At 66.0% G+C, this 26497-nt stretch carries 25 protein-coding genes; 21 read left to right on the top strand and 4 right to left on the bottom strand.

Annotation, left to right across the window (positions count from 1 at the left end; all coding sequences use genetic code 11):
• Positions 1-3 precede the first annotated feature (3 nt).
• From murG to dnaE, 12 genes are all read left to right on the top strand, one after another.
• Positions 4-1104 carry an undecaprenyldiphospho-muramoylpentapeptide beta-N-acetylglucosaminyltransferase gene (murG, locus tag QF038_RS12605; protein ID WP_307610453.1) on the top strand — a complete coding sequence of 367 codons (1101 nt, stop codon included), beginning with the start codon at positions 4-6 and terminating at the stop codon, positions 1102-1104.
• The gene (murC, locus tag QF038_RS12600; RefSeq protein WP_307610452.1) at positions 1101-2474 is read left to right on the top strand and encodes a UDP-N-acetylmuramate--L-alanine ligase; all 1374 of its coding nucleotides are present in this window, start codon (positions 1101-1103) and stop codon (positions 2472-2474) included. Before murG ends, murC begins: the two co-directional genes overlap by 4 nt.
• Entirely contained in the window at positions 2467-3483 is a 1017-nt protein-coding gene (locus tag QF038_RS12595) for a cell division protein FtsQ/DivIB (protein ID WP_307610451.1), read from the top strand. The genes murC and QF038_RS12595 overlap by 8 nt, the downstream gene beginning before the upstream one ends.
• Before the next feature lie 184 nt (positions 3484-3667).
• Positions 3668-4906, top strand: coding sequence for a cell division protein FtsZ (gene ftsZ / locus QF038_RS12590; RefSeq protein WP_307610450.1), 1239 nt, complete (start codon positions 3668-3670; stop codon positions 4904-4906).
• An 8-nt stretch (positions 4907-4914) separates the two neighbouring features.
• Positions 4915-5604, top strand: coding sequence for a polyphenol oxidase family protein (locus QF038_RS12585; RefSeq protein WP_307610449.1), 690 nt, complete (start codon positions 4915-4917; stop codon positions 5602-5604).
• On the top strand, positions 5597-6334 hold the full coding sequence (locus tag QF038_RS12580; protein WP_307610448.1) for a YggS family pyridoxal phosphate-dependent enzyme: 738 nt from the start codon (positions 5597-5599) through the stop codon (positions 6332-6334). The genes QF038_RS12585 and QF038_RS12580 overlap by 8 nt, the downstream gene beginning before the upstream one ends.
• An 89-nt stretch (positions 6335-6423) precedes the next feature.
• On the top strand, positions 6424-6954 hold the full coding sequence (locus tag QF038_RS12575; protein WP_091421951.1) for a cell division protein SepF: 531 nt from the start codon (positions 6424-6426) through the stop codon (positions 6952-6954).
• Between the two features lie 122 nt (positions 6955-7076).
• Positions 7077-7364 carry a YggT family protein gene (locus QF038_RS12570; RefSeq protein WP_307610447.1) on the top strand — a complete coding sequence of 96 codons (288 nt, stop codon included), beginning with the start codon at positions 7077-7079 and terminating at the stop codon, positions 7362-7364.
• 176 nt (positions 7365-7540) lie between these two features.
• On the top strand, positions 7541-8230 hold the full coding sequence (locus tag QF038_RS12565) for a DivIVA domain-containing protein (protein ID WP_307610446.1): 690 nt from the start codon (positions 7541-7543) through the stop codon (positions 8228-8230).
• A 91-nt stretch (positions 8231-8321) separates the two neighbouring features.
• Positions 8322-8891 carry a signal peptidase II gene (lspA, locus tag QF038_RS12560; protein WP_307610445.1) on the top strand — a complete coding sequence of 190 codons (570 nt, stop codon included), beginning with the start codon at positions 8322-8324 and terminating at the stop codon, positions 8889-8891.
• Entirely contained in the window at positions 8884-9810 is a 927-nt protein-coding gene (locus QF038_RS12555; protein ID WP_307610444.1) for an RluA family pseudouridine synthase, read from the top strand. Before lspA ends, QF038_RS12555 begins: the two co-directional genes overlap by 8 nt.
• Positions 9811-9845: 35 nt before the next feature.
• Positions 9846-13403: a DNA polymerase III subunit alpha gene (gene dnaE / locus QF038_RS12550; protein WP_307610443.1), complete on the top strand. Its 3558-nt coding sequence runs from the start codon at positions 9846-9848 to the stop codon at positions 13401-13403.
• A 59-nt stretch (positions 13404-13462) separates the two neighbouring features.
• Here the strand turns inward: dnaE and QF038_RS12545 are convergent, their stop codons facing one another.
• Positions 13463-13963 carry a flavin reductase family protein gene (locus QF038_RS12545; protein WP_142058004.1) on the bottom strand — a complete coding sequence of 167 codons (501 nt, stop codon included), beginning with the start codon at positions 13961-13963 and terminating at the stop codon, positions 13463-13465.
• Between the two features lie 129 nt (positions 13964-14092).
• Here QF038_RS12545 and QF038_RS12540 point away from each other — a divergent pair, with 129 nt between their 5' ends.
• From QF038_RS12540 to nrdR, 3 genes are all read left to right on the top strand, one after another.
• The gene (locus tag QF038_RS12540; RefSeq protein ID WP_307610442.1) at positions 14093-14629 is read left to right on the top strand and encodes a hypothetical protein; all 537 of its coding nucleotides are present in this window, start codon (positions 14093-14095) and stop codon (positions 14627-14629) included.
• A 4-nt stretch (positions 14630-14633) separates the two neighbouring features.
• Positions 14634-16031: a histidinol dehydrogenase gene (gene hisD, locus QF038_RS12535; protein WP_307610441.1), complete on the top strand. Its 1398-nt coding sequence runs from the start codon at positions 14634-14636 to the stop codon at positions 16029-16031.
• Positions 16032-16176: 145 nt separating this feature from the next.
• Entirely contained in the window at positions 16177-16683 is a 507-nt protein-coding gene (gene nrdR / locus QF038_RS12530) for a transcriptional regulator NrdR (protein WP_307613467.1), read from the top strand.
• A 123-nt stretch (positions 16684-16806) separates the two neighbouring features.
• On the opposite strand, the gene ppgK is transcribed toward nrdR, so the two are convergent.
• Positions 16807-17610, bottom strand: coding sequence for a polyphosphate--glucose phosphotransferase (gene ppgK / locus QF038_RS12525; RefSeq protein ID WP_307610440.1), 804 nt, complete (start codon positions 17608-17610; stop codon positions 16807-16809).
• A gap of 150 nt (positions 17611-17760) precedes the next feature.
• Complete coding sequence (map, locus tag QF038_RS12520) at positions 17761-18639, bottom strand: type I methionyl aminopeptidase (RefSeq protein ID WP_307610439.1); 879 nt, start codon at positions 18637-18639, stop codon at positions 17761-17763.
• 120 nt (positions 18640-18759) lie between these two features.
• Here map and QF038_RS12515 point away from each other — a divergent pair, with 120 nt between their 5' ends.
• On the top strand, positions 18760-18927 hold the full coding sequence (locus QF038_RS12515) for an SPOR domain-containing protein (RefSeq protein ID WP_139205017.1): 168 nt from the start codon (positions 18760-18762) through the stop codon (positions 18925-18927).
• 50 nt (positions 18928-18977) lie between these two features.
• Here QF038_RS12515 and panB read toward each other — a convergent pair whose 3' ends face one another.
• Positions 18978-19874 carry a 3-methyl-2-oxobutanoate hydroxymethyltransferase gene (panB, locus tag QF038_RS12510; RefSeq protein WP_307610438.1) on the bottom strand — a complete coding sequence of 299 codons (897 nt, stop codon included), beginning with the start codon at positions 19872-19874 and terminating at the stop codon, positions 18978-18980.
• Between the two features lie 265 nt (positions 19875-20139).
• Between panB and glnA the strand changes: the two genes are divergently transcribed.
• The 5 genes from glnA to QF038_RS12485 all read left to right on the top strand — a co-directional run bounded on the left by glnA (position 20140) and on the right by QF038_RS12485 (position 26484).
• Entirely contained in the window at positions 20140-21480 is a 1341-nt protein-coding gene (glnA, locus tag QF038_RS12505; protein ID WP_091421917.1) for a type I glutamate--ammonia ligase, read from the top strand.
• A 9-nt stretch (positions 21481-21489) separates the two neighbouring features.
• Positions 21490-24501, top strand: coding sequence for a bifunctional [glutamine synthetase] adenylyltransferase/[glutamine synthetase]-adenylyl-L-tyrosine phosphorylase (locus QF038_RS12500; RefSeq protein WP_307610437.1), 3012 nt, complete (start codon positions 21490-21492; stop codon positions 24499-24501).
• Between the two features lie 60 nt (positions 24502-24561).
• Positions 24562-25005 carry a VOC family protein gene (locus QF038_RS12495; protein ID WP_307610436.1) on the top strand — a complete coding sequence of 148 codons (444 nt, stop codon included), beginning with the start codon at positions 24562-24564 and terminating at the stop codon, positions 25003-25005.
• Complete coding sequence (locus QF038_RS12490; protein WP_373461641.1) at positions 24984-25544, top strand: GNAT family N-acetyltransferase; 561 nt, start codon at positions 24984-24986, stop codon at positions 25542-25544. Before QF038_RS12495 ends, QF038_RS12490 begins: the two co-directional genes overlap by 22 nt.
• A gap of 502 nt (positions 25545-26046) precedes the next feature.
• Entirely contained in the window at positions 26047-26484 is a 438-nt protein-coding gene (locus QF038_RS12485; protein ID WP_307610435.1) for a hypothetical protein, read from the top strand.
• Positions 26485-26497 lie beyond the last annotated feature (13 nt).

The following is a 26497-nucleotide window of genomic DNA, read 5'->3' as shown; positions in this document are numbered from 1 at the left end:
CAGATGACCTCTACTAATCCATCCATCGTCCTGGCGGGCGGCGGAACCGCAGGCCACATCAGTCCGCTCCTGGCCATCGCGGCAGCCATCCGGGATGCCGCCCCCGGAGCCGCGATCCTCGCTGTCGGCACTCCCGCCGGAATGGAAACCAGGCTGGTTCCCGCCGCCGGGGTTGAGCTGGCCACGATCGACCGTGTTCCCTTCCCCCGAAAACCTTCCGCCGACCTCCTTCGCCTGCCCGGGCGCCTTGCCGGTGCCGTCCGGCAGGCCGGCGCCATCCTGGACAACGCGGCCGCCGACGTGCTGGTGGGTGTGGGGGGATACGTCTGCACTCCCATGTACCTGGCTGCGCGGAAGCGTGGCATTCCGATCGTGATCCACGAGGCCAACATCCGTCCCGGCCTGGCCAACCGGGTAGGGGCGCTCTTTACCAAGCGCGTTGCCGTGGCCTTCGACACGACCCCGCTGCGGGGCGCCGTGCCCGTCGGCATGCCCATGCGTACCGAAATCTCCCATCTGGACCGGGCGGCGGCGCGCGCCTCAGCCCGGGAAACACTGGGACTGGACCCCGCCAAACCCACGCTGATCGTCACCGGCGGATCGTCGGGAGCGCAAAGCATCAACAGGACCATCTCCGCCGCCCTCGGGCAGTTGGCCGGGGCCGGTGTCCAGACCCTGCACGTCACCGGCCGCGGCAAGTCGGTCCAGGACGACGGCGGCAGGCCACTGGCTGCCGACGGCTACCGGCAGGTGGAATACATCGATGGCATGGAGCTCGCCTACGCAGCGGCAGACGTCCTGCTGGCCCGCTCCGGTGCCGCCACCGTCTGCGAGGTTGCCGCCGCCGGCGTGCCGGCCGTCCTGGTGCCGCTGCCCATCGGCAACGGCGAACAGGCGCTGAATGCCGCCGGACTGGTGGCCGCCGGCGGCGCCTTGCTCGTGGCGGACCGGGACTTCACGCCCGGTTGGGTGGGCCGGGAACTTATCCCGCTGGTCACCGATGAATCCCGGCTTGCCACCATGGCAGCCAACTCCTACCGGCTTGGTATTCGAAACGCCGATCAGCGCATGGCTGGTCTTGTCCTGGAAGCGGTATCGACATGAGTCACGGCATCCCCACCCTGGCCTCGCTGGGCAGGGTCCACTTCGTTGGGATCGGCGGAGTGGGCATGTCCGCCGTCGCCAGGATCATGGTGGCCCGCGGCGTTCCCGTCAGCGGTTCTGATGCCAAGGACCTGCCCGTGATGGCGGACCTCGCGGCCGCCGGAGCGCGCATCGCCGTTGGCTATGACGCTGCCAACCTTGCGGATGCCCAGACCGTGGTGGCTGGTTCCGCCATCCGCGCGGACAATCCGGAGCTGCTTGCAGCAAGGGAAGCAGGCCTGCCGGTGCTGCACCGTTCCCAGGCCCTCGCCGCCACCATGGGGGAGGACATTGTGGTGACCGTAGCCGGAACCCACGGCAAGTCCACCACCACCTCCATGGTGGCCGTCCTGCTGCAGGGTGCCGGCCTCGATCCGTCCTTTGCCATCGGCGCCAACGTCCCGGCGCTGGGCGTCAACGCCGCCCACGGAACGTCCGGGATCTTTGTGGCCGAGGCGGACGAATCGGACGGCTCATTCCTTAACTACCGGCCGAAAATCGCCGTGGTCACCAACGTCGAACCCGACCACCTGGACTACTACGGCACTGCCGAAGCTGTCTACGAGTCCTTTGACCGGTTCAGCGCCCTGCTGCCGGCCGACGGCGTCCTGGTGGCCTGTGCGGACGATCCCGGAGCCTTGGCCCTGGCGCAGCGGACGCGGGAGCGCGGCAACACCCGAGTGCTCCTTTACGGCACCGGTGCGGAAGCGGAGCTGAAACTGCACGACGGCGGCCCGGGCGACGTTGCCGTGTCCGCACTGTCCGGCCGTTTCCAGCTTGATTTGCAGGTGCCGGGCCGGCACAACGCCCTGAACGCGGCCGCCGCTTTTGCCGTTGCACTGGAGCTGGGAGTGGAGCCGGCTGTGGCAGCCGCTGCCCTGGCGCAGTTCTCCGGGGCTGCACGCCGCTTTGAACTGAAGGGCCAGGCGCGCGGCGTCCGCGTCTTCGACGACTACGCCCACCATCCCACCGAAGTCCGTGCGGCCCTGGCCGCGGCCCGGTCCGTGGCGGGGGACAACAAGGTGCATGTGCTCTTCCAGCCCCACCTTTTCTCACGGACCCGGGAATTCGCCAAGGAGTTCGCCGAAGCCCTCAACCTCGCCGATACTGCCTGGGTGCTGGACATCTACCCCGCGCGCGAGGATCCGATTCCCGGCGTCACCAGCCAGCTCATCGCGGACTACCTGGACGACGGCGGGCGGCTGGTTCCGGCCTCCGACGCCGTGGCGGCCCTTACCGGCGCCGCTGCTGAGGGCGACATCATCCTCACCGCAGGTGCCGGTGACGTGACGGCATACGGGCCCCAGATCGTAGAGGCCCTGCGTGCCTAGTTCCCGCCGTCCCACCTACACGTCCGCCGTCCGACGGCATGGGAAGGCCGACCTACGCCCCGGCCAGCCGGTCCCTGACGAGCAGGGCAGCCAGGACGTCATCTCGGCATCGCGGCCTGTCCCCGAGCCCGCGCCGCAGCCTGCCCAAAAGGCCGGGAAAGCCGGGGAAGCCGGCAAAGCAGGCTTCGGCGTACGGGTAGCGGACCGACTGAAAAAGGACGGGCCGGCAACGGGCGCGCCCGCCCGGGACGCTGCGGGCGGGAACGTACAGGCTTCCGACCGGGCCGGGAAGGTCCTGGCCTTTCCGGAGCCCAAGGGGAAGCGGCGGAAGAGGAACATCCTGGTGGTGGCAGCCATCCTGGTTGCCGTGGTGGCCGGGCTCATTGCCGCCGCAGTCTTTACCCCCGCCCTGGCTGTGCGGACCATCTCCGTCTCCGGGACGCACCTGTTAACCCCTGCCCAGGTGGAAGCCGCGCTGGAACCACTGCACGGCAAGCCGCTGCCGCAGGTCACCGACGAGGAAGTAGGGCGCCTCCTGGCGCCGCTGGTTCAGGTGAAGTCCGTCTCCGCAGAGGCGCGTCCGCCGTCGGGCCTTGCCGTAGCCGTCCGCGAACGCGTGCCGGTGGCGCTGGTCAAGCAGGGGGAGCAGTACCAGCTGGTTGACGTGGAAGGCGTGCAGCTGGCATCAACGGACGACCCGGCGTCGGTATCGCTGCCCGTCATTGACGGCGGTGCGGGTACCATCGGGAAGGACCTTTTCCGGGCTACCGCCGAGGTGCTGGCCGCCTTGCCGCCGGATGTGCTGGCCAAGCTCTCCAACGCCTCGGCCCAGTCCGTGGACGCGGTGGAACTCAAGCTGGTAGACGGCCAGACCATCGTCTGGGGCAACGCCGGCGAGAAGGAACTCAAAGCCAAGGTCCTGGCCGCCCTGCTCAAGGCTCCGGTGGATCCAAAGAACCCGGTCAAGGTGTACGACGTCAGTGTGCCCCGGCACCCGGTGACCCGCTGACACGCTTTCTTTCCGGTATTAATCCGACACGCGGAGCCGGTTATTGAATGTGTGAACCAGAGGAAATACCGTCACAGACATGAGTTACTTGACATAACTATAACCTTCAACTCGAAGGTTAAGGTTGCAGGCATTAAGCTCTTCATCAGATTTAGCAATAAGACACGAACAAGGGACACGTAACGTGGCAGCTCCGCAGAATTACTTGGCCGTCATCAAAGTCGTCGGCATCGGCGGCGGTGGCGTGAACGCAGTCAACCGCATGATCGAGGTCGGCCTCCGAGGTGTTGAATTCATCGCCATCAACACCGACGCCCAGGCCCTGCTGATGAGCGATGCCGACGTCAAGCTTGACGTGGGGCGCGAGCTGACCCGCGGCCTTGGAGCGGGTGCCAACCCCGAGGTGGGCAAGCAGGCTGCAGAGGACCACGCCGACGAGATCGAGGAAGTCCTGCGTGGCGCCGACATGGTGTTCGTCACCGCAGGCGAAGGTGGCGGAACCGGCACCGGCGGCGCTCCGGTCGTCGCCCGCATCGCCCGTTCCCTGGGCGCCCTGACTATCGGTGTGGTGACGCGTCCGTTCACCTTCGAAGGCCGCCGCCGCGCCGGTTCCGCCGAAGCCGGCATCGACGCCCTGCGCGACGAAGTGGACACCCTGATCGTGATCCCCAACGACCGCCTCCTCTCCATCAGCGACCGCAATGTCTCCGTCCTGGATGCCTTCCGTTCCGCTGACCAGGTGCTGCTCTCCGGCGTCCAGGGCATCACCGACCTCATCACCACCCCCGGCCTGATCAACCTTGACTTTGCCGACGTCAAGTCCGTCATGCAGGGCGCCGGTTCGGCGCTGATGGGCATCGGCTCCGCCCGTGGCGAAGACCGGGCCGTCAAAGCAGCCGAGCTCGCCATCGCCTCGCCGCTGCTGGAAGCCTCCATCGACGGCGCGCACGGCGTGCTGCTGTCCATCCAGGGTGGTTCGGACCTTGGCCTCTTCGAGATCAACGAAGCTGCGCGCCTGGTCCAGGAGGTGGCACACCCGGAGGCCAACATCATCTTCGGCGCCGTCATCGACGACGCCCTGGGCGACGAAGCCCGCGTGACGGTCATCGCCGCCGGGTTCGACGACGTCAAGGCCACCTCGCCCTCGATGGACCAGTCCCAGCCCCAGACCGCTCCCCAGCGGCCGGCCGTTCCTGCAACTGCCCCGGCGCCTGCCCAGGCGCCTTCCGCAGGCAGCCACCAGGCCAGCGTCCAGCCCATCCACGCTGGAGTGGGTGCAGCTGGGCTCAGCAACTGGGGCCAGCAGCGCCCGTCAGCGGTCCCGGCTGACTCAGGCTTCGACGTCGACCTCCCTTCCGTAGTGGAGCCGGACCTCACCGGCAGCCACTCGGATGACCTGGATGTCCCCGACTTCCTGAAGTAGGGGCCGGCTTGTTCCAGTGGCGTGCCCAAGTCCGGCCCGGTGTCTCCATCGCCTTTACCAATGCTGAAGCCGGAAACCTGGCGCTGCACGTGGGTGACGATCCCGGTGCGGTAAGCCGGCGGCGCGGGGACCTGGAACGGGCTATCGGCGCAGCGCCCCAGGGGCTGCGGTTCATGAACCAGGTGCACGGCAATACGGTGGCGGTTATGGGCGGGGATTCGCCTGCGCCGGAAGCTGACGCCATGGTTTCGCGCGGCGTCCCGCTGGCGGTGATGGTTGCGGACTGCATCCCTGTCCTGCTCACCGGGGAGTCGCCGGACGGACCAGTCCTCGCCGCGGTCCATGCAGGCCGTCCCGGCATCGCCAACGGGGTGATTCCGGCCGCCCTGGACAGGATGAAGTCCCTTGGTGCCGGCGGTATCCGCGCATGGCTGGGACCTTCGATCTGCGGCAACTGCTATGAGGTGCCCGCCGGGCTGCAGGACGAGGTTTCCACCGTTGTCCCCGCTGCACGTACCACCACGTCCTGGGGCACCCCCGGCCTGGACCTGCCGGCGGGTGCCCGCAGCCAGCTGGAACAGGCAGGCGTCAGTGTTGAATACAGCGGCCCCTGCACCCTGGAGACGCCCTCCCTGTTCTCCTACCGCCGGAACAGCAACACGGGCCGCTTCGCGGGCCTGATCTGGTGCCATGACTGAGGCCTTGGCAGGCGGTGACGCGCGCTCCCGCGAACTCGGAACGCGGCTGGCCGCGGTACGGCAGCGCATCGGGACGGCGGCGGCCGCCGCAGGCCGGGAAGGAATTCTTCCCACCCTGATTGTGGTGACGAAGTTCCACCCTGCCGGGGACATCAGGCGGCTCGCGGCGCTGGGTGTGACCGACGTCGGCGAGAACCGCGACCAGGAGGCGTCGGCGAAGGCGCTTGAGCTGGCGGACTGTGGCCTTACCTGGCACTTCGTTGGCCAGCTGCAAAGCAAGAAGGCCAAATCCGTGCTTCGGTACGCCGCCGCCGTACACTCTGTGGACCGGCCCCAGCTCGTGGACGCGCTCGCCAGGGCGGCGCAGGCCGAGCGGGACGCCACGGGGCGGGCGCCGCTGGACTGTTTTATCCAGGTCAGCCTCGAGGACGACGCCGGAGCGCACCGCGGCGGCGCCGCTCCCGAGGAAGTGCTGCCGCTGGCTGAACGGATAGCAATCTCCGCGGGCCTCGAATTGGCCGGGGTCATGGCCGTGGCCCCGCTGGGTGCCCCGCCGGAAGCCGCCTTCGAAAAACTCGCCCGGGTCTCGGCCCGGCTGGTCACGGAGCATCCCGCCGCCACAGCCATATCCGCCGGCATGAGCCAGGACCTGGAAGCGGCCGTCGCGTTCGGAGCGACACACCTGAGAATCGGCTCCGATATTCTCGGATCGCGTCCCGCTGTGGGGTAGCGTCGGTGCTATTGGAAGTGATGGGCGGGGGACTCCAGTGCTGTCAAGCCATTGGGCGGCCCGCTTACGGACACGATTAGGAGTCGACCATGGCCGGCGCTCTGCGCAAGACAATGATCTATCTTGGGCTCGCCGACGGCGATGAACACTACGAGTCCGAGCAACAGACCACACGTAAGGATGAGGACGAAACGATGGAAGTTGACCGTGAGGAGCGCCGTGCCCCTGCACCCGTCCGCGAGGTCAGCCGCGAATCGTCCTACACCCCCGAAGAGGAATACCGCGCCCCAGTGACCCCCATCAAGCGCGCGGCCTCGAGCCGCGAGGAGGCCACCGGTCTCCGCCAGATCACCACTATCCACCCGCGTTCCTACAACGATGCCAAACTCATCGGTGAAAGCTTCCGTGACGGCATCCCCGTCATCATGAACGTTACGGACATGGGTGAGGCTGACGCCAAGCGCCTGGTGGACTTCTCTGCCGGCCTTGTTTTTGGCCTCCGCGGAAGCATTGAGCGGGTGACCAATAAGGTCTTCCTGCTCTCGCCGTCCTACGTGGAGGTCATCGGCGACGACAAAAAGGCCAGTGAAACTACGGCCAGCTTCTTCAACCAAAGCTGAGCAACGGGCTGACACAGATGCCAGGCAGGGACACACCTGCCTGGCATCTGTGCTGAAATAGACGAGACACTACCGCAGTGCACCGCGGTATCCACAAGGGACATGGAGATATGAAGTAAGTCATGGGAATTGTTTTCGGGCTTGTCTATCTCGCACTCCTGCTGTTCTTTGTCGCCCTGATCATTCGCCTGGTGTTTGACTGGGTCCAGATGTTTGCCCGGGAATGGCGACCCCGGGGAGCCGCACTGGTGGCGGCGCACGCCGTGTACTCCATCACCGATCCGCCGCTGAACGGACTGCGGCGGCTGATCCCGCCGCTGCGCCTGGGCGGCATCTCGCTGGACCTGGGCTTCCTGGTCCTGTTCATTGGAGTCAGTATTGCCATGGGGATCACCAGAAGCCTCGCTTGATTTACCGGATAGACCTGCAGGGCAGGGATGGAACCCGCCGGGAACCACGAATGCCATGTAAGAAAAACTCGTGTTTGACACCGCAGTGTTGAATTAGAGGAACAAGACCAACTTTAGGTACCGTAGTTTTGACGGCCGGAAGGCCTACTGACTACTTAGACCAGTGAGGTGACCAGATGGCTTTGACGCCAGAAGACGTTGTCAACAAGCGCTTTCAGCCGACCAAGTTCCGCGAAGGCTACGACCAGGACGAGGTTGATGACTTCCTGGACGAAATCGTCGTCGAACTCCGCCGCCTGAACCAGGAAAACGACGAACTTCGCAAGAAGCTCGCCGAAGCCGGTTCCAGCGTTCCTGCCAGCACCGTTGCCGCACCCGTGGTGGAGAAGGTTCCCGCGCCCGTCAAGTCCGACAAGGACGAAGCCCGCGAGAAGGCCGAAGCAGAAGCCAAGGCCGCCGAAGAGCGCAAGAAGAAGGAAGTCCAGCAGGCCGCCCCGGCAGCTGCCGCTCCTGTTGCCGCCGCACCGGCCGCCGCCACGGCTTCAGCCGAATCCGCTGCCGGGCTGCTCGCGATGGCACAGCAGATGCACGACCGCCACGTCGCAGACGGCCAGGCGCAGAAGGACAAGATCATCGCCGAGGCGCAGATCGAAGCCAGCAGCCTGGTCAACGACGCACAGGAGAAGTCCCGCAAGATCCTCGGCGCCCTGGAGCAGCAGCGTTCGGTGCTCGAGCGCAAGGTGGAGCAGCTGCGCGGCTTCGAGCGCGACTACCGTTCACGCCTGAAGGCCTACATTGAAGGCCAGCTGCGCGACCTCGATGCCCGCGGTTCAGTGGCTACGCCGGAAGTCAGCGAAGCCAACTAGTCTGTCAAGCACGTATTCTGAAAGCCGGTGGCTGAGGATTCCTCGGCCACCGGCTTTTGGCATTGACACCGGTTTTACGAATGAAAGCACCATGACTGACGAACTTGCCGCCGACGCCGCACGCCCTGTACCGCCCTCGCCACGGCCCCGCCGCGCCGTGCTGCTGTCCCTCTTTGCGGGGTTCGCAGTTTTTGCCTATGTGCTGGACCAGCTGACCAAGCTCTGGGTCACCTCCTCCATGGTGGAAGGGGAGCGGATCCCGGTACTGCCGCCCTTGCTGCACTGGTACTTCATCCGGAACTCGGGGGCGGCGTTTTCCATCGGGGAAAACGTCACCTGGGTGTTCTCCATCATCATGGCCGCGGTGGCTATCGCCATACTGTTCCAGGTCCGCAAGCTCGGCTCCATCTGGTGGTCCCTCGCGCTGGGCCTGCTGCTGGGCGGCGCGCTGGGCAACCTGACGGACCGGCTCTTCCGGCAGCCGTCCTTCGGCATGGGCCACGTGGTCGACTTCATCCAACTGCCGAACTTCGCGATCTTCAATATCGCCGACTCAGCGGTGGTGTCCGCCGTCGCGGTCATCTGTATCCTGACGTTGCGCGGCATTTCCATTGATGGAACCCGGCTGACGGCCGGCAGGGAAAAGTCCGCCGATGCTTGAGCGCGTTGTCGTCGCCGAACAGTTCGGCGGTTCCCGCGCTGATGCGGGCGTCGCCGCGCTCCTGGGGATTTCGCGCTCCCTGGCGGCAACCCTGATCGCTGAGGGCCATATCCTCAGCAAAGGCAAAGCACTGGGCAAGTCGGCCAAACTGGTGGCCGGAGACGTCCTCCAGGTGAGCCTGCCGGAACGGCGTGACCCCCTGGAAGTCGTGGAGGAAGTTGTGGAAGGCCTGAAGATCCTGCTGGACGACGATGATTTCGTCGTCGTCGATAAACCAGTGGGCGTCGCCGCCCATCCCTCCCCGGGCTGGGTGGGGCCCACTGTTGTGGGAGGCCTCGCCGGCGCAGGCTACCGCATCTCCACCTCAGGCTCACCCGAGCGGGCCGGCATTGTGCACCGGCTGGACGTCGGCACGTCAGGGGCGATGGTGGTGGCCAAGTCCGAACGCGCCTACACAGCCCTGAAGCGGGCGTTCAAGGAGCGCACCGTGGACAAGGTCTACCACGCCGTGGTGCAGGGCCTGCCCGATCCGCTGGTGGGCACCATCGACGCTCCCATCGGCAGGCACCCCGGCCATGACTGGCGGTTCGCCGTCATTGAGGACGGCCGGCCGTCCGTCACGCACTACGAGGTGGTGGAAGCCTTCGGCAAGGCAAGCCTGGTGGAAGTGCATCTGGAGACCGGCCGCACCCACCAGATCCGGGTGCACTTCTCCGCACTGCGCCACCCCTGCGCCGGTGACCTCACGTACGGTGCCGATCCCCGGCTCGCGGCCACATTGGGGCTGACCCGCCAGTGGCTGCACGCCCGGGAACTCGGCTTTGAGCACCCCGTCACGGGGGAGTCCGTGCGGGTTGTCAGCGACTACCCGCAGGACCTGGCGTTTGCCCTGGAAGTGCTGGAGTCCGGGCGGGCCTGACGGACCCCTGCCCGGCCGGCGCTTAGAATAGTGCGGTGACTTCCAGCAATGATTCGTTCGTCCACCTGCACACCCACACCGAGTACTCCATGCTGGATGGAGCGGCCCGCCTGGGTGAGCTGTTCGATGAAACCGAACGCCTGGGCATGCCGGCACTTGCCACTACTGACCACGGATACCTTTTCGGCGCCTTCGATTTCTGGCGGAAGGCCACGGACAAGGGCATCAAGCCCATCATCGGCGTCGAAGCGTATGTAACACCGGGTACCGCCCGCACAGACAAGGGACGCGTGCGCTGGGGCGAGGAGTCCCAGCGCAAGGACGACGTTTCCGGCGGCGGTTCGTATACCCACATGACCCTGCTCAGCTACAACAACGTGGGGATGCGGAACCTCTTCCGCGCCTCATCGATCGCATCGCTGGACTCCGTCTTCGGCAAGTGGCCCCGCTTGGACCGGGAACTGCTCAACACGTATTCCGAGGGATTGATAGCCACCACGGGCTGCCCGTCAGGGGAAGTACAGACGCGCCTCCGCCTGGGCCAGTACCGCGAAGCGCTGGAAGCCGCCGCGGAGTTCCGCGACATCTTCGGTGCCGACAACTACTTCTGCGAGCTGATGGACCACGGCCTGGACATCGAGCGGCGCGTCACCGGTGACCTGCTGCGGCTGGCGAAGGAACTGAACCTTCCCCTCGTGGCCACCAACGACCTCCACTACACGCATGAGCACGATGCCAAAGCCCACGAGGCCCTCCTGGCCATCCAGTCCGGCTCAACCCTCCTCGAGCCCACCTACGACAACGGCGGCTCCAGGTTTGCGTTCTCCGGCAGCGGCTACTACCTGAAGTCGCCGCAGGAGATGCGCGAGCTTTTCCGCGACCACCCGGAAGCCTGCGACAACACCCTTCTCATCGCTGAACGCTGTGAAGTGTCCTTTAATACGGATGCCAACTACATGCCACGCTTTCCCTGCCCGCCGGGGGAGGACGAGACCTCCTGGCTGGTCAAGGAAGTGGACAAGGGGCTGCAGTACCGGTATCCAGCCGGAATCCCGGACGAGGTCCGCAAGCAGGCGGACTATGAACTGGGCGTCATCACCTCGATGGGCTTCCCGGGCTACTTCCTGGTGGTGGCCGACTTCATCAACTGGGCCAAGAACAACGGCATCCGCGTGGGTCCCGGCCGTGGTTCCGGTGCCGGCTCCATGGTGGCGTACGCCATGCGCATCACTGACTTGGATCCCCTGCGGCACGGCCTGATCTTCGAACGCTTCCTCAACCCCGACCGCGTCTCGATGCCCGACTTCGACGTCGACTTCGATGACCGCCGCCGCTCCGAGGTTATCGACTACGTCACTCGGAAGTACGGCGACGAGCGTGTTGCGATGATCGTCACGTACGGCACCATCAAGACCAAACAGGCGCTCAAGGACTCCTCCCGGGTGCTGGGCTACCCCTTCAGCATGGGCGAACAGCTGACCAAGGCGCTGCCGCCGGCCGTGATGGCCAAGGACATCCCGCTCGCGGACATCCAGAACCCGGAGGCGAAGCGCTACGGCGAGGCCGGGGACTTCCGGCAGCTGATCAGCACCGATCCGGAAGCGGCCAAGGTGTTCGAGACAGCACTGGGCATCGAGGGGCTGAAACGCCAGTGGGGCGTCCACGCCGCCGGTGTGATCATGTCCTCGGATCCGATTATCGACGTCATCCCGATCATGCGCCGTTTCCAGGACGGCCAGGTGATCACTCAGTTCGACTACCCGACTTCCGAGGGCCTGGGCCTGATCAAGATGGACTTCCTGGGCCTGCGGAACCTGACGATCATTTCCGACGCCCTCGAGAACATCAAGATGAACCGGGGCATCGACCTGGACCTGGAAAACCTTGAGCTGGACGATGCACCGTCCTACGAACTCCTGGCCCGCGGCGACACCCTGGGTGTCTTCCAGCTCGACGGCGGTCCCATGCGGTCCCTGCTCAAGCTCATGAAGCCTGACAACTTCGAGGACATCTCCGCTGTCCTGGCGCTCTACCGGCCGGGCCCCATGGGCGCCAACGCCCACACGGACTACGCGCTGCGCAAGAACGGGATCCAGGAAGTCATCCCCATCCACCCGGAACTGGAGGAACCCCTCAAGGAGATCCTCGGCGGAACCTATGGCCTGATCGTGTACCAGGAACAGGTGATGGCCGTGGCTCAGAAGCTGGCCGGGTACTCGCTGGGCCAGGCAGACATCCTCCGCCGCGCCATGGGCAAAAAGAAGAAATCCGAGCTGGACAAGCAGTTCGCGGGCTTCTCCCAGGGCATGCAGGACAACGGCTACTCCATGGAGGCCGTGAAGACCCTGTGGGATATTCTGCTGCCCTTCTCCGACTACGCCTTTAACAAGGCCCACTCGGCCGCCTACGGCGTGATCTCCTACTGGACCGCGTACCTCAAGGCCCACTACGCCCCCGAATACATGGCCGCGCTGCTCACGTCCGTGGGCGACGACAAGGACAAGTCCGCGATCTACCTCAACGAATGCCGGCGCATGGGCATCACCGTGCTCCCGCCGGACGTCAATGAGTCCGCCCTGAACTTCACCCCGGTGGGCAACGACATCCGCTTCGGCATGGGTGCCATCCGCAACGTCGGCGTCAACGCGGTGGAAGCCATGGTGGCGGCCCGGGAGAGTGAGGGCGCCTTTACCTCCTTCAAGGACTACCTGATGAAGGTTCCGGCCGTGGTGTGCAACAAGCGCACCATCGAGTCGCTGATCAAGTCCGGCGCCTTCGACTCCCTGGGCCACCACCGCCGCGCCCTGGCCATGATCCACGAAGAAGCCATTGACTCAGTCATCACGCTCAAGCGGAACGAAGCGATCGGCCAGTTCGACCTCTTCGCCGGCTTCGAGGAAGCCGAGTCGGAATCGTCGCTGAGCATCGAAATCCCGGACCTGCCTGAATGGGAGAAAAAGGACAAACTCTCCTTTGAACGGGACATGCTGGGCCTCTACGTCTCGGACCACCCCCTGCAGGGCCTCGAGGGTGTGCTCAGCCAGCACGCCGAAATGAGCATCACGTCAGTCCTGGGGGAGGACGGCCCGCAGGACGGCGCCATCATCACCATTGCCGGGATGATCACGTCCCTGAGCCGGCGCATTGCGAAGGCCAGCGGCAACGCCTACGCCCGGGCGGAGGTGGAGGACCTGGGCGGTTCGATGGAAGTGATGTTCTTCGGCCAGGTCTACGGACCCATTGCCTCAGTACTAGCCGAGGACCTGATCGTGGTGGTCAAGGGGCGACTGCAGAAGCGCGACGACGGCGCCATCACCCTGAACTGCATGGAGCTTTCCGTCCCGGACCTGAGCGAAGGCCTGGGCGGGCCATTGGTGATCACCATGCCCACGCACAAGGCCACCGAAGCTGTGGTCACGGAGCTCGGTGATGTGCTCCGGACCCACCGCGGCAATTCGGAGGTGCGCCTGCACCTGCAGGGCGATACCCGCACGGAGATCATGGGCCTGCCGGTCCACCTCCGGGTGAACCCCAGTCCGTCCCTGTTTGGTGACCTGAAGGTCCTGCTGGGCCCGGCCTGCCTGGACGCCTGAGAAAGCAGGGGACGACGGCGGGCGGTGCGTCCCGCCGTCGTCCTCCGCTGAGGGGGAAGCTAGATTTCGTAGTCCAGCGGCACGGGCTGTCCGTACGCCCCGCCGTGGTACAGCAGGGGAGAACCCTCGCCGCCCACCTGGCCGTCAACCACCTGGACCACCACCACGGCGTTGTTCTCGAATGAGAGGCGCATCTGCACCTCGCCGATCAGCCAGCCGGCCACGTCCTTCAGTACGGGCACGCCGTGCGGCCCTACTTCCCAGTGGTCGCCCTCAAAGCGGTTGGTGCCGCGGGCAAAACGGTCTGCCAGCGCCTGGTTCTCGAGGCCGAGCATGTGGACGCCGATATAAGTGGTGTTGGCCACGGCAGGCCAGGACCCGGAGCTGCGGGCCATGTTGAACGTAAAGCGCGGTGGCTGCGCGGACAGGGAAGCCACGGACGTGGCGGTGAATCCAAACGGGCGGTCCTGGTAATTGACCGTGATGATGGCGACGCCGGCCGCATGGCGCCGAAACATCTCCTTGAACGTCCGCTCGAAGGGCGCCTCAGATTCGGTCACGTGGAACTCCTGGTAATGGATGGCCTGATGCTCTCGTTCAACTCTATTGGCCTGCCCGGCAGGCGCGGAATCTCTTCAAGCTCCACGTCCGGGAGTTAAGCCGCCGGAACAACTGTTAAGGTTTGTTGCATGACACAACGGACCGGACGGGCACGTCCGCGGCTGCCCTGGGCCATGCTGGTGCTGCCGGCGGTGGCCGGCATACCGGCGGGGATCCTCTGGTGGCTGCTGGCACCGGGAGGCCTCAACCTGATCACCCGGGACCCCGCCTTTGCCGACGGCGCCCACCCCCAGGTCTGGCTGCCAAGGGACCTGACGTTGGCCGGGCTGCTGGTCTTCGCCGGGTGCCTGCTGGCAGTCTTCCTGGCCGACAAGAAGCGCCAGGATCCGCAGGCAAGCCTCCTCATGGGGCTTGCCGGTGGCCTGTGCGGCGCAGTCCTGGCGTGGCAGGCGGGGGTGTTGTCCGCGCGGCTATTCGGCCCGGCCGTCGACGCCACCGCCAACGCGAGTATCGCTTTCTCGTTGCGCGCCCTGCCGGTGCTGCTGCTGTGGCCGGCAGCCACTGCCGTCTCCGTGTTTGTGCTGGAGTTGATGCACCTCCTGGGCAAGAAGGACGACGACGGCCCGGAGGAGGCGCGGCACGCTGCGGTTGAGCCCGTAAAATAATGTGGTGACCATTTCTTCGGAGTTCCCCGCCGTCCCTGCCGCTGCCACCGTGAGCTTCCGCACCGTTGACCTCCGGGGCCGGAACCTGACCCTTGCGGCACTCCGCGCCACCGTGCCGCGTGCCCAGGGCCAGACTGTGGCCGACGCTGAAGAAAAGGTCCTCGACATCATTTCGGCCGTTCGGCAGCGGGGCTTCGAAGCCCTGACCGAGCTGGCCCTCCGCTTCGACGGCGTGGAACAGGACCATCCGCTGGTCCCGCAGGAGGCCCTGTCAGCCGCCTTGGAGCAGCTGGATCCGGTGGTGCGCCGGGCGCTGGAGGAATCCATCAGCCGGGCACGCCGTTTTGCCGAGGGCCAGAAGCCGCGCAACGTTGACGTCCAACTGGGCGACGGCGCCCTGGTGAGCCAGAACTGGGTGCCCGTGGCGCGGGTGGGCCTCTATGTTCCCGGCGGCCTGGCGGTCTATCCGTCCTCGGTGATCATGAACGTGGTCCCTGCCCTCGCGGCAGGCGTGGAGTCCATTGCGCTTGCGTCGCCTCCGCAGAAGGAGTTCGGAGGGCTTCCGCACCCCACCATCCTTGCCGCCGCAGCGCTTCTGGGCATCACCGAGGTGTACGCCATCGGCGGGGCGCAGGCAGTTGCCGCGTTCGCCTACGGGGTGCCCGCTGCTGAGTCCGGCCCTGCGCTGGAACCGGTGGACGTGGTGACTGGCCCGGGCAACATCTTTGTGGCAACGGCCAAGCGGCTGGTGAAGGGCGTGGTGGGTATCGATTCCGAGGCGGGGACCACGGAGATCGCCATCCTGGCAGACTCCACCGCGCAGCCGGCCCTGGTTGCCGCGGACCTCATCAGCCAGGCCGAGCACGACCCCAAGGCAGCATCGGTGCTGATTACCGACTCGGAGGACCTCGCCGCCGCTGTCCGCGCAGAGCTGGACCTGCAGGCCGCCGTCACCAAGCACGCGGCCCGCGTCCGCGAAGCCCTCTCCGGACCCCAATCCGGCGTTGTCCTGGTGGATAACCTCGAGCAGGGCATTGCAGCATGTGACGCGTACGCCGCCGAGCACCTGGAGATCATGACCCGGGACGCAGCTGCCGTGGCCGGGAGGATCCGCAATGCGGGGGCCATCTTTGTTGGCGACTACAGCCCGGTGTCCCTGGGGGACTACTGCGCAGGGTCCAACCACGTGCTGCCTACCAGCGGTACTGCTGCCTTTTCGTCCGGCCTGAACGTCACCACTTTCCTGCGTGCAATCCAGGTGGTGAACTACAGCCGTGAGGCGCTGGCGGAGGTCAGCGCCCACATTGTGAGCCTGTCCGGCGCGGAAGACCTGCCCGCCCACGGGGAAGCTGTCACCGCGCGGTTCCCGGGACAGCAGGGGGCCTCGTCCGCCGACATGTAGTGGTGGGGACTACTACATGTAGTAGTTACAGGCTTGTTATTAGGGTACGGGCGGACGTAAACTGATACCGCTGCAGGGTGTCGAGATACCCCTGCACATGCCACAGATCAAGACACGCTACGGATCAAGCGAAGGAAGGGACGCCATGTATTGTCCGTTCTGCCGCAACCCCGATTCCCGCGTGGTGGACAGCCGGATGGCCGACGACGGCTCGGCCATCCGCCGCCGCCGCCAGTGCCCCGAGTGCGGCCGCAGGTTCACCACCGTGGAAACCACCAGCCTGTCGGTGATCAAGCGGTCCGGCGTGGGGGAGCCCTTCAGCCGCAGCAAAGTCATCAATGGCGTCCGCAAGGCCTGTCAGGGCCGGCCGGTCAGCGAGGACGACCTCGCGCTGCTGGCACAGGAAGTCGAAGAGCAGATCCGCTCCTCCGGTGCGGCCGAAATCGACGCCCACGAGGTGGGGCTCGTGATCCTCGGGCCGTTGCAGAAGCTGGACAAGGTTGCCTACCTGCGGTTCGCCAGTGTGTATCAGGCCTTTGAATCCCTCGAAGACTTTGAGACGGCCATCGCCCTGCTCCGTCAGGAAGCCGAAGACGACGCCAAGGGCACCGCCGCAAAGGCCGCCAAAACCACCGAAAAGAGCCCGCTCTAAACGGCTCGCCCTCATCTCCGGTGGTGGCAGTGGAGGGGAAGCCGCAGCCACCACCGGCATCACTTTGCACGCACCAATGCCCCTTCCGAACGGAAGGGGCATTCGTGCATGCAGGGGCGCCTTCTACTTGGCGAGCTTGTGCTTCAGGGCGATTTCGATGGCGGCCCCCACAATGCCGGCCTCGTTGCGCAGGACCGCCGGAACGATGGGCGTACGGAGCTTGAGGTTGGGAAGGTACTCGTCGGCGCGCTTGGAGATGCCGCCGCCCACGATGAACAGTTCGGGGGAGAACAGGAACTCGACATGGGAGAAGTAGCGCTGCAGCAGGACACTGTATTCGTCCCAGGACAGCCCGTCGCGTTCCCGGGCAACGGCGGAGGCCTTGGTCTCGGCGTCATGGCCGTCAATCTCCAGGTGGCCGAGTTCGGCGTTCGGTACCAGCTTGCCGTTGAAGATAAAGGCAGAGCCGATGCCGGTGCCCAAGGTAATCACCAGCACGGTGCCGGAAACCCCGGCACCGGCACCGTAGCGGGCTTCGGCGAGCCCGGCGGCGTCGGCGTCGTTAATGACCTCCACTGGACGGCCCAGGCGCTCGGTCAGGAGGCCATCGATGTCCGTGTTGAGCCAGGCTTTGTCCACATTGGCTGCGGAGTGGACCACGCCGTGCTGGATGATCCCGGGGAACGTTACGCCCACGGGGGAGCCGGCGGCGGGCGCCTCGGGACGGGCGGAGAGCTCGGAGACCACCAGCGCCACCGCCTCGGCTACTGCCTCAGGAGTGGCCGGCTGCGGGGTGGGTACACGGAACCGATCACCCAGGAGCTTGCCCTTTTTCAGGTCGACGATGCCGCCCTTGATTCCCGTGCCTCCGATGTCGATGCCGATCAGCGGGGCGTTCTTGTGCGACTTCTCGTCCTTCTTGGCCAATGGGTTTTCCGTTCGTGGCAGGGGCGGGCAAGGTAGGGGCGGCGGGCAGCCGGCCCGGTTGTTGTTAAGTCTGCTGTGGCTGCTGTTCAGCAGCGGTGGTGCTGTCACCGGCGGCGGCATTGCATCGCGCCCGGCGCCGGTGCCGGCCGGTCAGGGCAGCGTGAGGATCTCGGCGCCGGAATCTGTGACCAGCAGGGTGTGCTCAAACTGGGCGGTGCGCTTGCGGTCCTTGGTCACCACCGTCCAGTCATCGGCCCACATGTCCCATTCCACCGTCCCCAGCGTGAGCATCGGTTCAATGGTGAACACCATCCCGGCTTCGATGACGGTGTTGTATGCGGGGGCGGCATCATAATGCGGGATGATCAGCCCGGTGTGGAACGCTTCACCAACGCCGTGCCCCGTGAAATCCCGGACCACGCCGTAGCCGAAGCGCTTGGCGTAGGACTGGATGGCACGGCCGATCACGTTGATTTCCCGCCCGGGGGCAACCGCCTTGATGGCCCGGTTCAAGGATTCCTGCGTCCGTTCCACCAGGAGGCGCGACTCCTCGTCAACATCGCCCACGAGGAAGGTGTAGTTGGTGTCCCCGTGGACGCCGCCGATAAAGGCGGTGATATCGATATTGATGATGTCGCCGTCCTGGACCACTGTGGTGTCCGGAATGCCGTGGCAGATGACCTCGTTCACGGACGAACACAGGGACTTCGGAAATCCCCGGTACCCCAGGGTGGAGGGATAGGCGTGGTGGTCAAGGAGGAACTCGTGGCCCACCTTGTCCAGGTGGTCCGTGGTGACGCCGGGTTCGATGTGCTTGCCCACCTCGACGATCGCCTGTGCGGCGATTTTGGCGGCCACCCGGATCTTCTCGATCGTCTCTGCGGACTTGACCTCGGAGCCGGTGAATTTGGCGGGCGCCGGCTTGCCGACATACTCCGGGCGGGGGATGGACGCCGGTACTGGACGCTGCGGGCTCACGGTTCCCGGGGTGAGGGTGCCGATGGGTGCAGTCGAGGCAAGGGAAGGCATAGATTGATCATATAAGGCACCACAGAAGGCCTAACAACCGGGAGCCGCGTCCGTGCCGCGTAAGAATTTAAGTTACGCGCGTCACGCCGCAGCTTCCTGCCGGCGGAACGGGGAAGAGCGATGACCGAGTACTGGTACAACATCAAGACCCACGAGGTGGAGGAAGACCGGCTCTCGGACTGGAGCCAGCTGATCGGCCCCTACAAAACCAGGGAAGAAGCCGAGCACGCACTGGAAAAGGTCCGCGCGCGCAATGAGGCGTGGGACAAGCAGGACGACGACGACTGAGGGCTTTGCCGGGCCGTCACCCAACGTCCTGCTTCCTTGGGCCGGCGTTTCTAGAAAGTGTGGTCGGGCCCCGGGAACTGGCCTGACCGTACGTCCTCACCATACGCTGCGGCTGCATCAAGCAGCGTAGTGCGCAGGTCCGCGTACTGCTTGACGAATTTGGCCATCCTGCCGCCCCGGAGGCCGGCCATGTCCTGCCACACGAGCACCTGGCCGGTGGTTTCCTTACCGGCGCCGATGCCGACGGTGGGGACCTTGACAGCCGCGTCCACCGCCGCCGCAGTCTCGGCAGGAACCATTTCCATCAGCACGCTGAAGGCGCCCGCCTCAGCCAGCGCGACGGCGTCGTCAATCAACCTCTGGGCATCGTCACCGCGGCCCTGCACGCGGTACCCGCCCAGCGCGTGCTCGCTCTGCGGCGTGAAGCCGATGTGGGCCATGACGGGGATCCCGGCCTGCACCATGGCCCGGACAGTGGGGGCATAATATTTGCCGCCCTCGATCTTGACCGCATGCGCGAGGCCCTCCTTCAGGAACCTCACACCCGCGGCGACAGCCTGCTCCGGCGAGACCTCGTAGCTGCCGAACGGCAGATCGGCCACCACCAGCGCGCGCTTGGCGGAACGCGCCACAGCCCGGCACAGGGGAAGCAGTTCGTCCACGGTCACCGGAAGGCTGGTTTCGTTGCCGAAGACGTTGTTGGACGCGGAGTCTCCTACCAGGAGCACCTCGATGCCGGCGGCGTCGAAGATTTCTGACGTGTACTGCTCATAGGCAGTCAGCATGGCGAACTTCGTGCCGGCATCCTTGGCCTGCTGCAGGTGGTGGATCCGGACCCTTGCCGGCCTCTGGGCAGAGGCCGCCGGGCCGCCCTGCGCAGGCCCGTTGCCATAGGGGGCGGGAACGTCGGCGGGCACGCTGGAATCGGAGCTGTTGCTTGTGGCCATGGCATGAGCGTAGTGCCGCACCTGCAGTCCTTACCAGCGGCGGCGGGAACCTCCCGGGTGATTCGCGTCATACGGGCGGGGGGAGCCTGCCCGCAACGCCGGTGGTGTGGCCCGTGCGCGTCAGGTTCGGTGTGTTAATGCTGCGTTACGCGCCCCGCCGGCTCCAGCATCGCCGCCAATTGCTTAGTACAGTGTTGGTGAACTGCTTTCCGGCTTCCTCCTCTGCGGACCGGGGCATGGACGTTGACCGACAGAAGAGGCCATCATGGACCGCCAGCAAGAGTTTGTCCTGCGCACTATCGAAGAGCGCGACGTACGTTTCGTGCGCCTGTGGTTCACCGACGTCGTGGGTTCACTCAAGTCCGTGGCCCTGGCGCCCGCCGAAGTTGAGGGCGCCTTCGAGGAAGGCCTCGGTTTCGATGGTTCAGCCATTGAAGGGCTCGCCCGGGTTTTCGAATCCGACATGCTGGCGCAGCCGGACCCCTCCACCTTCCAGATCCTGCCGTGGCGCGGCGAAACCGAGCAGACCTCGCGCATGTTCTGCGACATTCTCACCCCTGACGGCGAGCCCTCTGCCGCGGATCCCCGCAACGTCCTCAAGCGCACCCTGGCCAAAGCGGCGGACATGGGGTTCACCTGCTACACCCACCCCGAGATCGAGTTCTACCTCCTCAAGTCGCAGGAGCCGGGACCGGACGGGGCTCCCGTGCCCGTCGATGAGGGCGGCTACTTTGACCACGTACCGGGCGGCGTAGCGCAGGATTTCCGCCGGACCGCCGTGACCATGCTGGAATCCGTGGGAATCTCCGTGGAGTTCAGCCACCACGAGGCCGGACCGGGCCAAAACGAAATCGACCTCCGGTACGCCGATGCGCTGCAGACTGCGGACAACATCATGACGTTCCGCACCGTGATCAAGGAAGTGGCGCTCCAGCAGGGAACGTACGCCACGTTTATGCCCAAACCCTTCACCGCACACCCCGGCTCCGGCATGCACACGCACTTCTCCTTGTTCGAGGGCGACACCAACGCCTTCTACGAGGCCGGCGCGGAGTTCCAGCTGTCCAAGACCGCCCGCCAGTTCATTGCCGGCATCCTCAAGCACGCCCCTGAATTCACGGCCGTCACCAACCAGTTCGTGAACTCCTACAAGCGCCTCTGGGGCGGCGGCGAGGCCCCGAGCTACCTGAGCTGGGGACACAACAACCGTTCCGCGCTGGTCCGCGTTCCGCTGTACAAGCCGGGCAAGGGCCAGTCCGCGCGGATCGAATACCGCGGCATCGATTCGGCAGCCAACCCCTACCTTGCCTACGCCGTCCTGCTGGGCGCCGGCCTCAAGGGCATCGAAGAGGGCTACGACCTGCCGGCCGCTGCCGAGGACGACGTCTGGTCGCTGAGTTCGGCCGAACGCCGCGCCATGGGCCATGACCCCCTTCCCGCGAGCCTGCATGACGCCATCAGGTCCATGGAGGATTCGGAGCTGATGCCGCAGATCCTGGGTGAGCAGGTCTTCGAACACTTCCTGCGCAACAAGCGCGCCGAGTGGCAGGACTACCGCCTCCAGGTCACGCCCTACGAACTGCAGCGCAACCTGGGCATCCTCTAGGGAGCGATGGTGAGCCTCGCACGGCGCCTGATCTCCGCCGGCTTCAGCGATCTCGAGAAGGGCGAGCGGTTCCTCGCTGCCCGCGAGCTCGAAGGACTGGACGAAGACAGGCTCTTTGCCGGGCTCCAAATGTCCGCCAGCCCGGATACAGCCCTGCAGTCCCTGGTCCGCCTGATCGAAAAGCATCCCGCCCTTCGGGAGCTTGCGGCCGCTGACCCCGAGACCAGTGAGCCGCTGTATCGCGTCCTGGGAGCGTCCGAGGCGCTGGGGGAGTTCCTGATCCGACACCCCGAACACCTGTCCGCCTTTGAAGTGCGCCCCAGCCCTGAACCGCTGCCGGCCGATCCGCAGGAGCTTCGCGCCACCCTGTTGCAGTCCGTGGGCGCCGATCCCCGGGCCGCGCGGCCGGTGGCCGCAACCACCGGAACCGACGCCTATGCGGCCCTTCGGACGGCCTACCGCAGGGGCGTTGTGGACCTGGCAGTTAAGGACCTGTGCGCCGCGGACCCGCTGGACTTCATGCCGTCGGTGGGCGGTGAGCTCGCCGACCTCGCCGGCGCCGCCATTGAGGCCGCCCTCGCCGTCTCGCGCGCCGAAGCTGCCGGCCAGTTCAGCGCCGCGGACGTGGCCGACGTCGGCCTGGCTGTTATTGGCATGGGCAAATGCGGGGCCCGTGAGCTCAACTATATTTCCGACGTCGATGTTATCTATGTGGTGGAACGGGGCAGCCTTGACGACGCTGCCGCTGCGACCATCGGCACGGCCCTGGCCAGCGGAATCTCCCGGGCAATCTCATCGGTGGCCCGCGAACCCGGGCTCTGGGAGGTGGACGCGAACCTGCGGCCGGAGGGTAAATCCGGGCCCCTGGTCCGGACCCTTGCCTCACACCAGACGTACTACGCGCGGTGGGCGGAGAGTTGGGAGTTCCAGGCACTGCTGAAGGCCCGCACCATCGCCGGTGACGCAGCCCTTGGCCAACAATATGAAGAGGCCATCACGCCGCTGATCTGGAGCTCGGCCAGCCGCGACGGCTTTGTAGAATCAGTCCAGGCGATGCGCCGCCGCGTCACCGAACACATCCCGCCTGCGGAGGAGCAGCGGCAGATCAAACTGGGCCGTGGCGGACTGCGGGACGTTGAATTCACCGTCCAGCTGCTCCAGCTGGTGCACGGCAAATCCGATGAATCGCTCCGCCGGCGCGACACCACGTCCGCCATTGCCGCCCTCTCCGCGGGCGGCTACATTGGGCGTGCCGATGCGGCAGCCTTCGACAACGCCTACCGGTACCTGCGGCTCCTGGAGCACCGCATCCAGCTCTTCCAGCTGCGCAGGACCCACCTCATGCCGGTGGGCGAACCGGCACTGCGTGCACTTGCCAAGGCGGTGCTCGGCCCGTTTTCCAGTGAACGCCCGCACCCGGACGCCCTGCTCGCTGCCTGGCAGAAGACCAAGCGCTCGGTGCGTGAGCTCCATGAGCGGATCTTCTACCGGCCCCTGCTCAACACGGCGGCCAAGCTCAGCAGCGAGGACGCCAAGCTGACGCCCGAAGCTGCCCAGGGCCGGCTCGCCGCCCTCGGTTACCGGGACCCGAAAGGTGCCATGCGCCACATCGAGGCCCTCACGGCCGGCGTGAGCCGCCGGGCCGCACTGCAGCGGCAGCTGCTGCCCATTCTCCTGGACTGGCTGGCCGAAGGTGTGGATCCCGACGGCGGCCTCCTCGCCTTCCGCCGGGTCAGCGAAGCCCTGGGCACCACCCACTGGTACCTGGGCATGCTCCGGGACTCGAAGGCCGCCGCCGAGCGGTTGTGCCATGTGCTGGCCAACTCGCGGCTGATCGCCGACCTGCTGGAAGTGTCCCCGGAATCAGTGGCCTGGCTTGGCCATGACAAGGACCTGGTGCCGGTCACCTTTGAGGCACAGTGGCAGGAGATCACCTCCAAGATGTCCCGCCACGCTGATCCGGAAAGTGCCATGCGGCTGATCCGGCTGATCCGGCGGCGCGAGACGCTGCGGATCGCCATCGCCGACTCCGCCGGACTCCTGGACCAGGATCGCGTGGGAGCCGCACTGGCGGACACCGACAGGGCCGCGGTGCTGGGCGCACTGCGCGTGGCCGAAGGAATCGTCTCAGCCAAGGGGCCACTGAAAACCGCTGTCCTGGTGGTTGCCATGGGCCGGCAGGGCGGGCGCGAGATCGGCTACGGGTCCGACGCCGATGTGATGTACGTACACCGGGCGCTGCCGGGCTTCTCCGAGGAAGAAGCGCAGGAGCAGGCCTCGCGGATCGTGGCCAAGGTCTCAAGCCTCCTCACCCAGCCGCTGAAGCCGGCCATCATGGCCGAACGCGTCCTTCAGGTGGACGCGGACCTGCGCCCCGAGGGCAAGAACGGAGCGATGGTGCGCTCCCTTGATTCCTACGCCGAGTACTACCGCCGCTGGTCCCTTATCTGGGAGGCCCAGGCCCTGCTGCGTGCCAGGCCCATGGCCGGCGACGACACCCTGGCTGCGGACTTCCTCGAACTCATCGATCCCATCCGCTACCCGGAGTCCGTAACCGAACAGGACGTACGCGAAATCAGGCGGATCAAAGCACGGGTGGAGTCCGAACGCCTGCCCCGGGGGGCGGATCCTGCCCGGCACCTCAAGCTGGGCCGCGGCGGGCTCAGCGACGTCGAATGGCTGGTCCAGCTGCTGCAGCTGCAGCATGCGGGCAAACACCCGCAGTTGCGCACCACCTCAACCGTGGGTGCGCTCCAGGAGGCAACCCAACTGGGCCTGCTGGCGCGCGACGATGCCGACCTCCTGGCGGCTGCCTGGCGTTTGGCCAGCCGGATCAGGTCCGCCAACGTCATCTGGAGCGGCAAGGCCTCGGACCTGCTGCCGTCCTCGCGTCGCGACCTGGAAGCCGTGGCACGCTGGTGCGGCTACGAACCAGGCCATGCAGCGGCCCTGGAGGAGGACTACCTGCGGGTCAGCCGGCGGGCCCGTGCCGTCTTCGAACGGGTCTTTTACGGCCAGTAACCGTGAACCGCCCATAGCGCGCGGCTGACAGTTGTCAGGGCCCGGTGCTACGTTGAGCCCATGGCTAACCAACTCTTCCTTAACCTGCCCGTCCAGGATCTTAAGCGCTCAGTGGACTTCTTCAGTTCCCTCGGCTTCACCTTCAACCCGGACTTCACGGACGAGAACGCCACCTGCATGGTGGTCAACGAGAACGCGTACGTGATGCTGCTGGTGCAGAACTATTTCAAGACCTTTACCAAGAAGGATGTCGCGGACAACACGGGCTCGGCGGAAGCGATCATCGCCTATTCCGTGGACAGCCGGAAAGCCGTGGATGAGGCAGTGCGCACCGCACTGGCCAACGGCGGCTCTGCGTCCGAGGATCCCCACGACTACGGCTTTATGTACAACCACAGCTTCCAGGACCCTGACGGACACCTCTGGGAGGTCTTCTGGATGGATCCGGCAGGAGCGCCCGCCGAAGCCACCGTGGGCGGCGAATCCGCCGGCCAACAGTCCTGAACGGAACGGGTGGGGGCGTCTGGCTGATTTCACTCCGGGATATCGACGACGACGCCCGGGCCATCCAGCTGGAGGCCGTGGCCGGACTCGAACTCTTGCCCGGGCAGGAGAAGTTTGTTGGCGATCCGCTGCGGATGGCCCTGGCCGGCCTGGCTGAGGAGTCGCGCCGTCCGTACGTGATTGAAGCCAATGGCCAGGCCGTGGGGGTGCTCACGCTGCAGGCAGGGGCAGCCAGGCTTGCCGGCTGGCCCGACGACGATTCCGCCTGGCTGCTGCGCGGCTTCCTCATCGACCGGCGGCAGCAGGGCAAAGGTTACGGTCCGCGGGGGGCGGCTGCCGCTGCGGCGGCTGCGGAGAAACTCAGCAGCCGGCACCAGACCGGGGAGGCCGGCGTCGTCCTCTCCGTCAACGAAGCCAATCCGGCGGGCCTGGCCGCCTACCGCCGCGCCGGATTCGAGGACCGCGGCCAGTACCTGGGCGGGTCCTCAGGCCCCCAACGAACCCTGTACCGGGCGTTTGCTGCGGTCCGCCGGCCGTAACCGGACAGCCCGGCGTTGCACTCGGTCCCGGATTGGCACATCATGTGGACTGGCAGTGTTCTTCAAACCTTGTTGGGGGGAAGGCTTCATTTAGTCTTCGTCTCGGGGGACATTCGCCAGGGGATCCGGCTCCCGGTCTCAGCACGTCTGGAGCCGGATTCCCACCTACGGGAATTTGCTCCTGGTTCCCTGGATACCGCCCCGCCCGGCACTTCCACAGTGTTCGCCGGGCCCCTATGCTGGGGGCTACATATAGATAGCTCTGGGGGCTGCAAACATAGTTTGGGAAGCCATGAAGCAGATCAGGACCGCCGCACCGGCTGTTGTCTTATTGCTCGCAGCGTGTTCGGCGCCGGCGCCCGTGCAAGGCGGCCCGGCGGCTGGCAAGGCTGGACCAAGCGCGGCTCCATCATCCGCCGTGGCGCCAGGGGCGTTGCCGGCAGGACTGTACGAGCTCACTACGGCCTCGGGCGCCCATATTAGTTTTACGCTGCCGGCACCTGTGACGGACCCTGCTGTAGCGGCAATCGAGGCCTACCGGGTCAAGGTCGGAGCAGCGCCCGTTTCATACCTCGTGGCGGACGTGGACAACCGCACCGGCACGGCACCAGTGAATCTGTACATGGTGAGCGCCTCCAGTCCAGAAGGACGGCAAGCCACGTTCACCAGTGTCGCCGATGCCCTCCATAGCTGGGCACCCACCTTCAGTTACGACTTCAAGTGGTCCATGGATGGCAAACGCCTCGACGAGGCACAAGGCGCCGGGTTGAAGCGTGAGGCTGATGACCTCTACAACGCGGACATCAGTGACGTGGACGTAGCGGAGCGCACCACTGTCATCCTCGCGTCAAGTGACGCCGACCTGCCAACGGGGTTCACCAGGGTGGCCGTACAGCCATCTGTTACCGGCAGCGAAGAGGAAGCGCAGCCGGCCCGTTGACGCGGCGCGGGGG

This window comes from Pseudarthrobacter sp. W1I19 (assembly GCF_030817835.1).
Lineage (GTDB): Bacteria > Actinomycetota > Actinomycetes > Actinomycetales > Micrococcaceae > Arthrobacter.
Note: the sequence above shows the minus strand (reverse complement) of the source record. Positions and strands in the feature narration are given on the sequence as shown.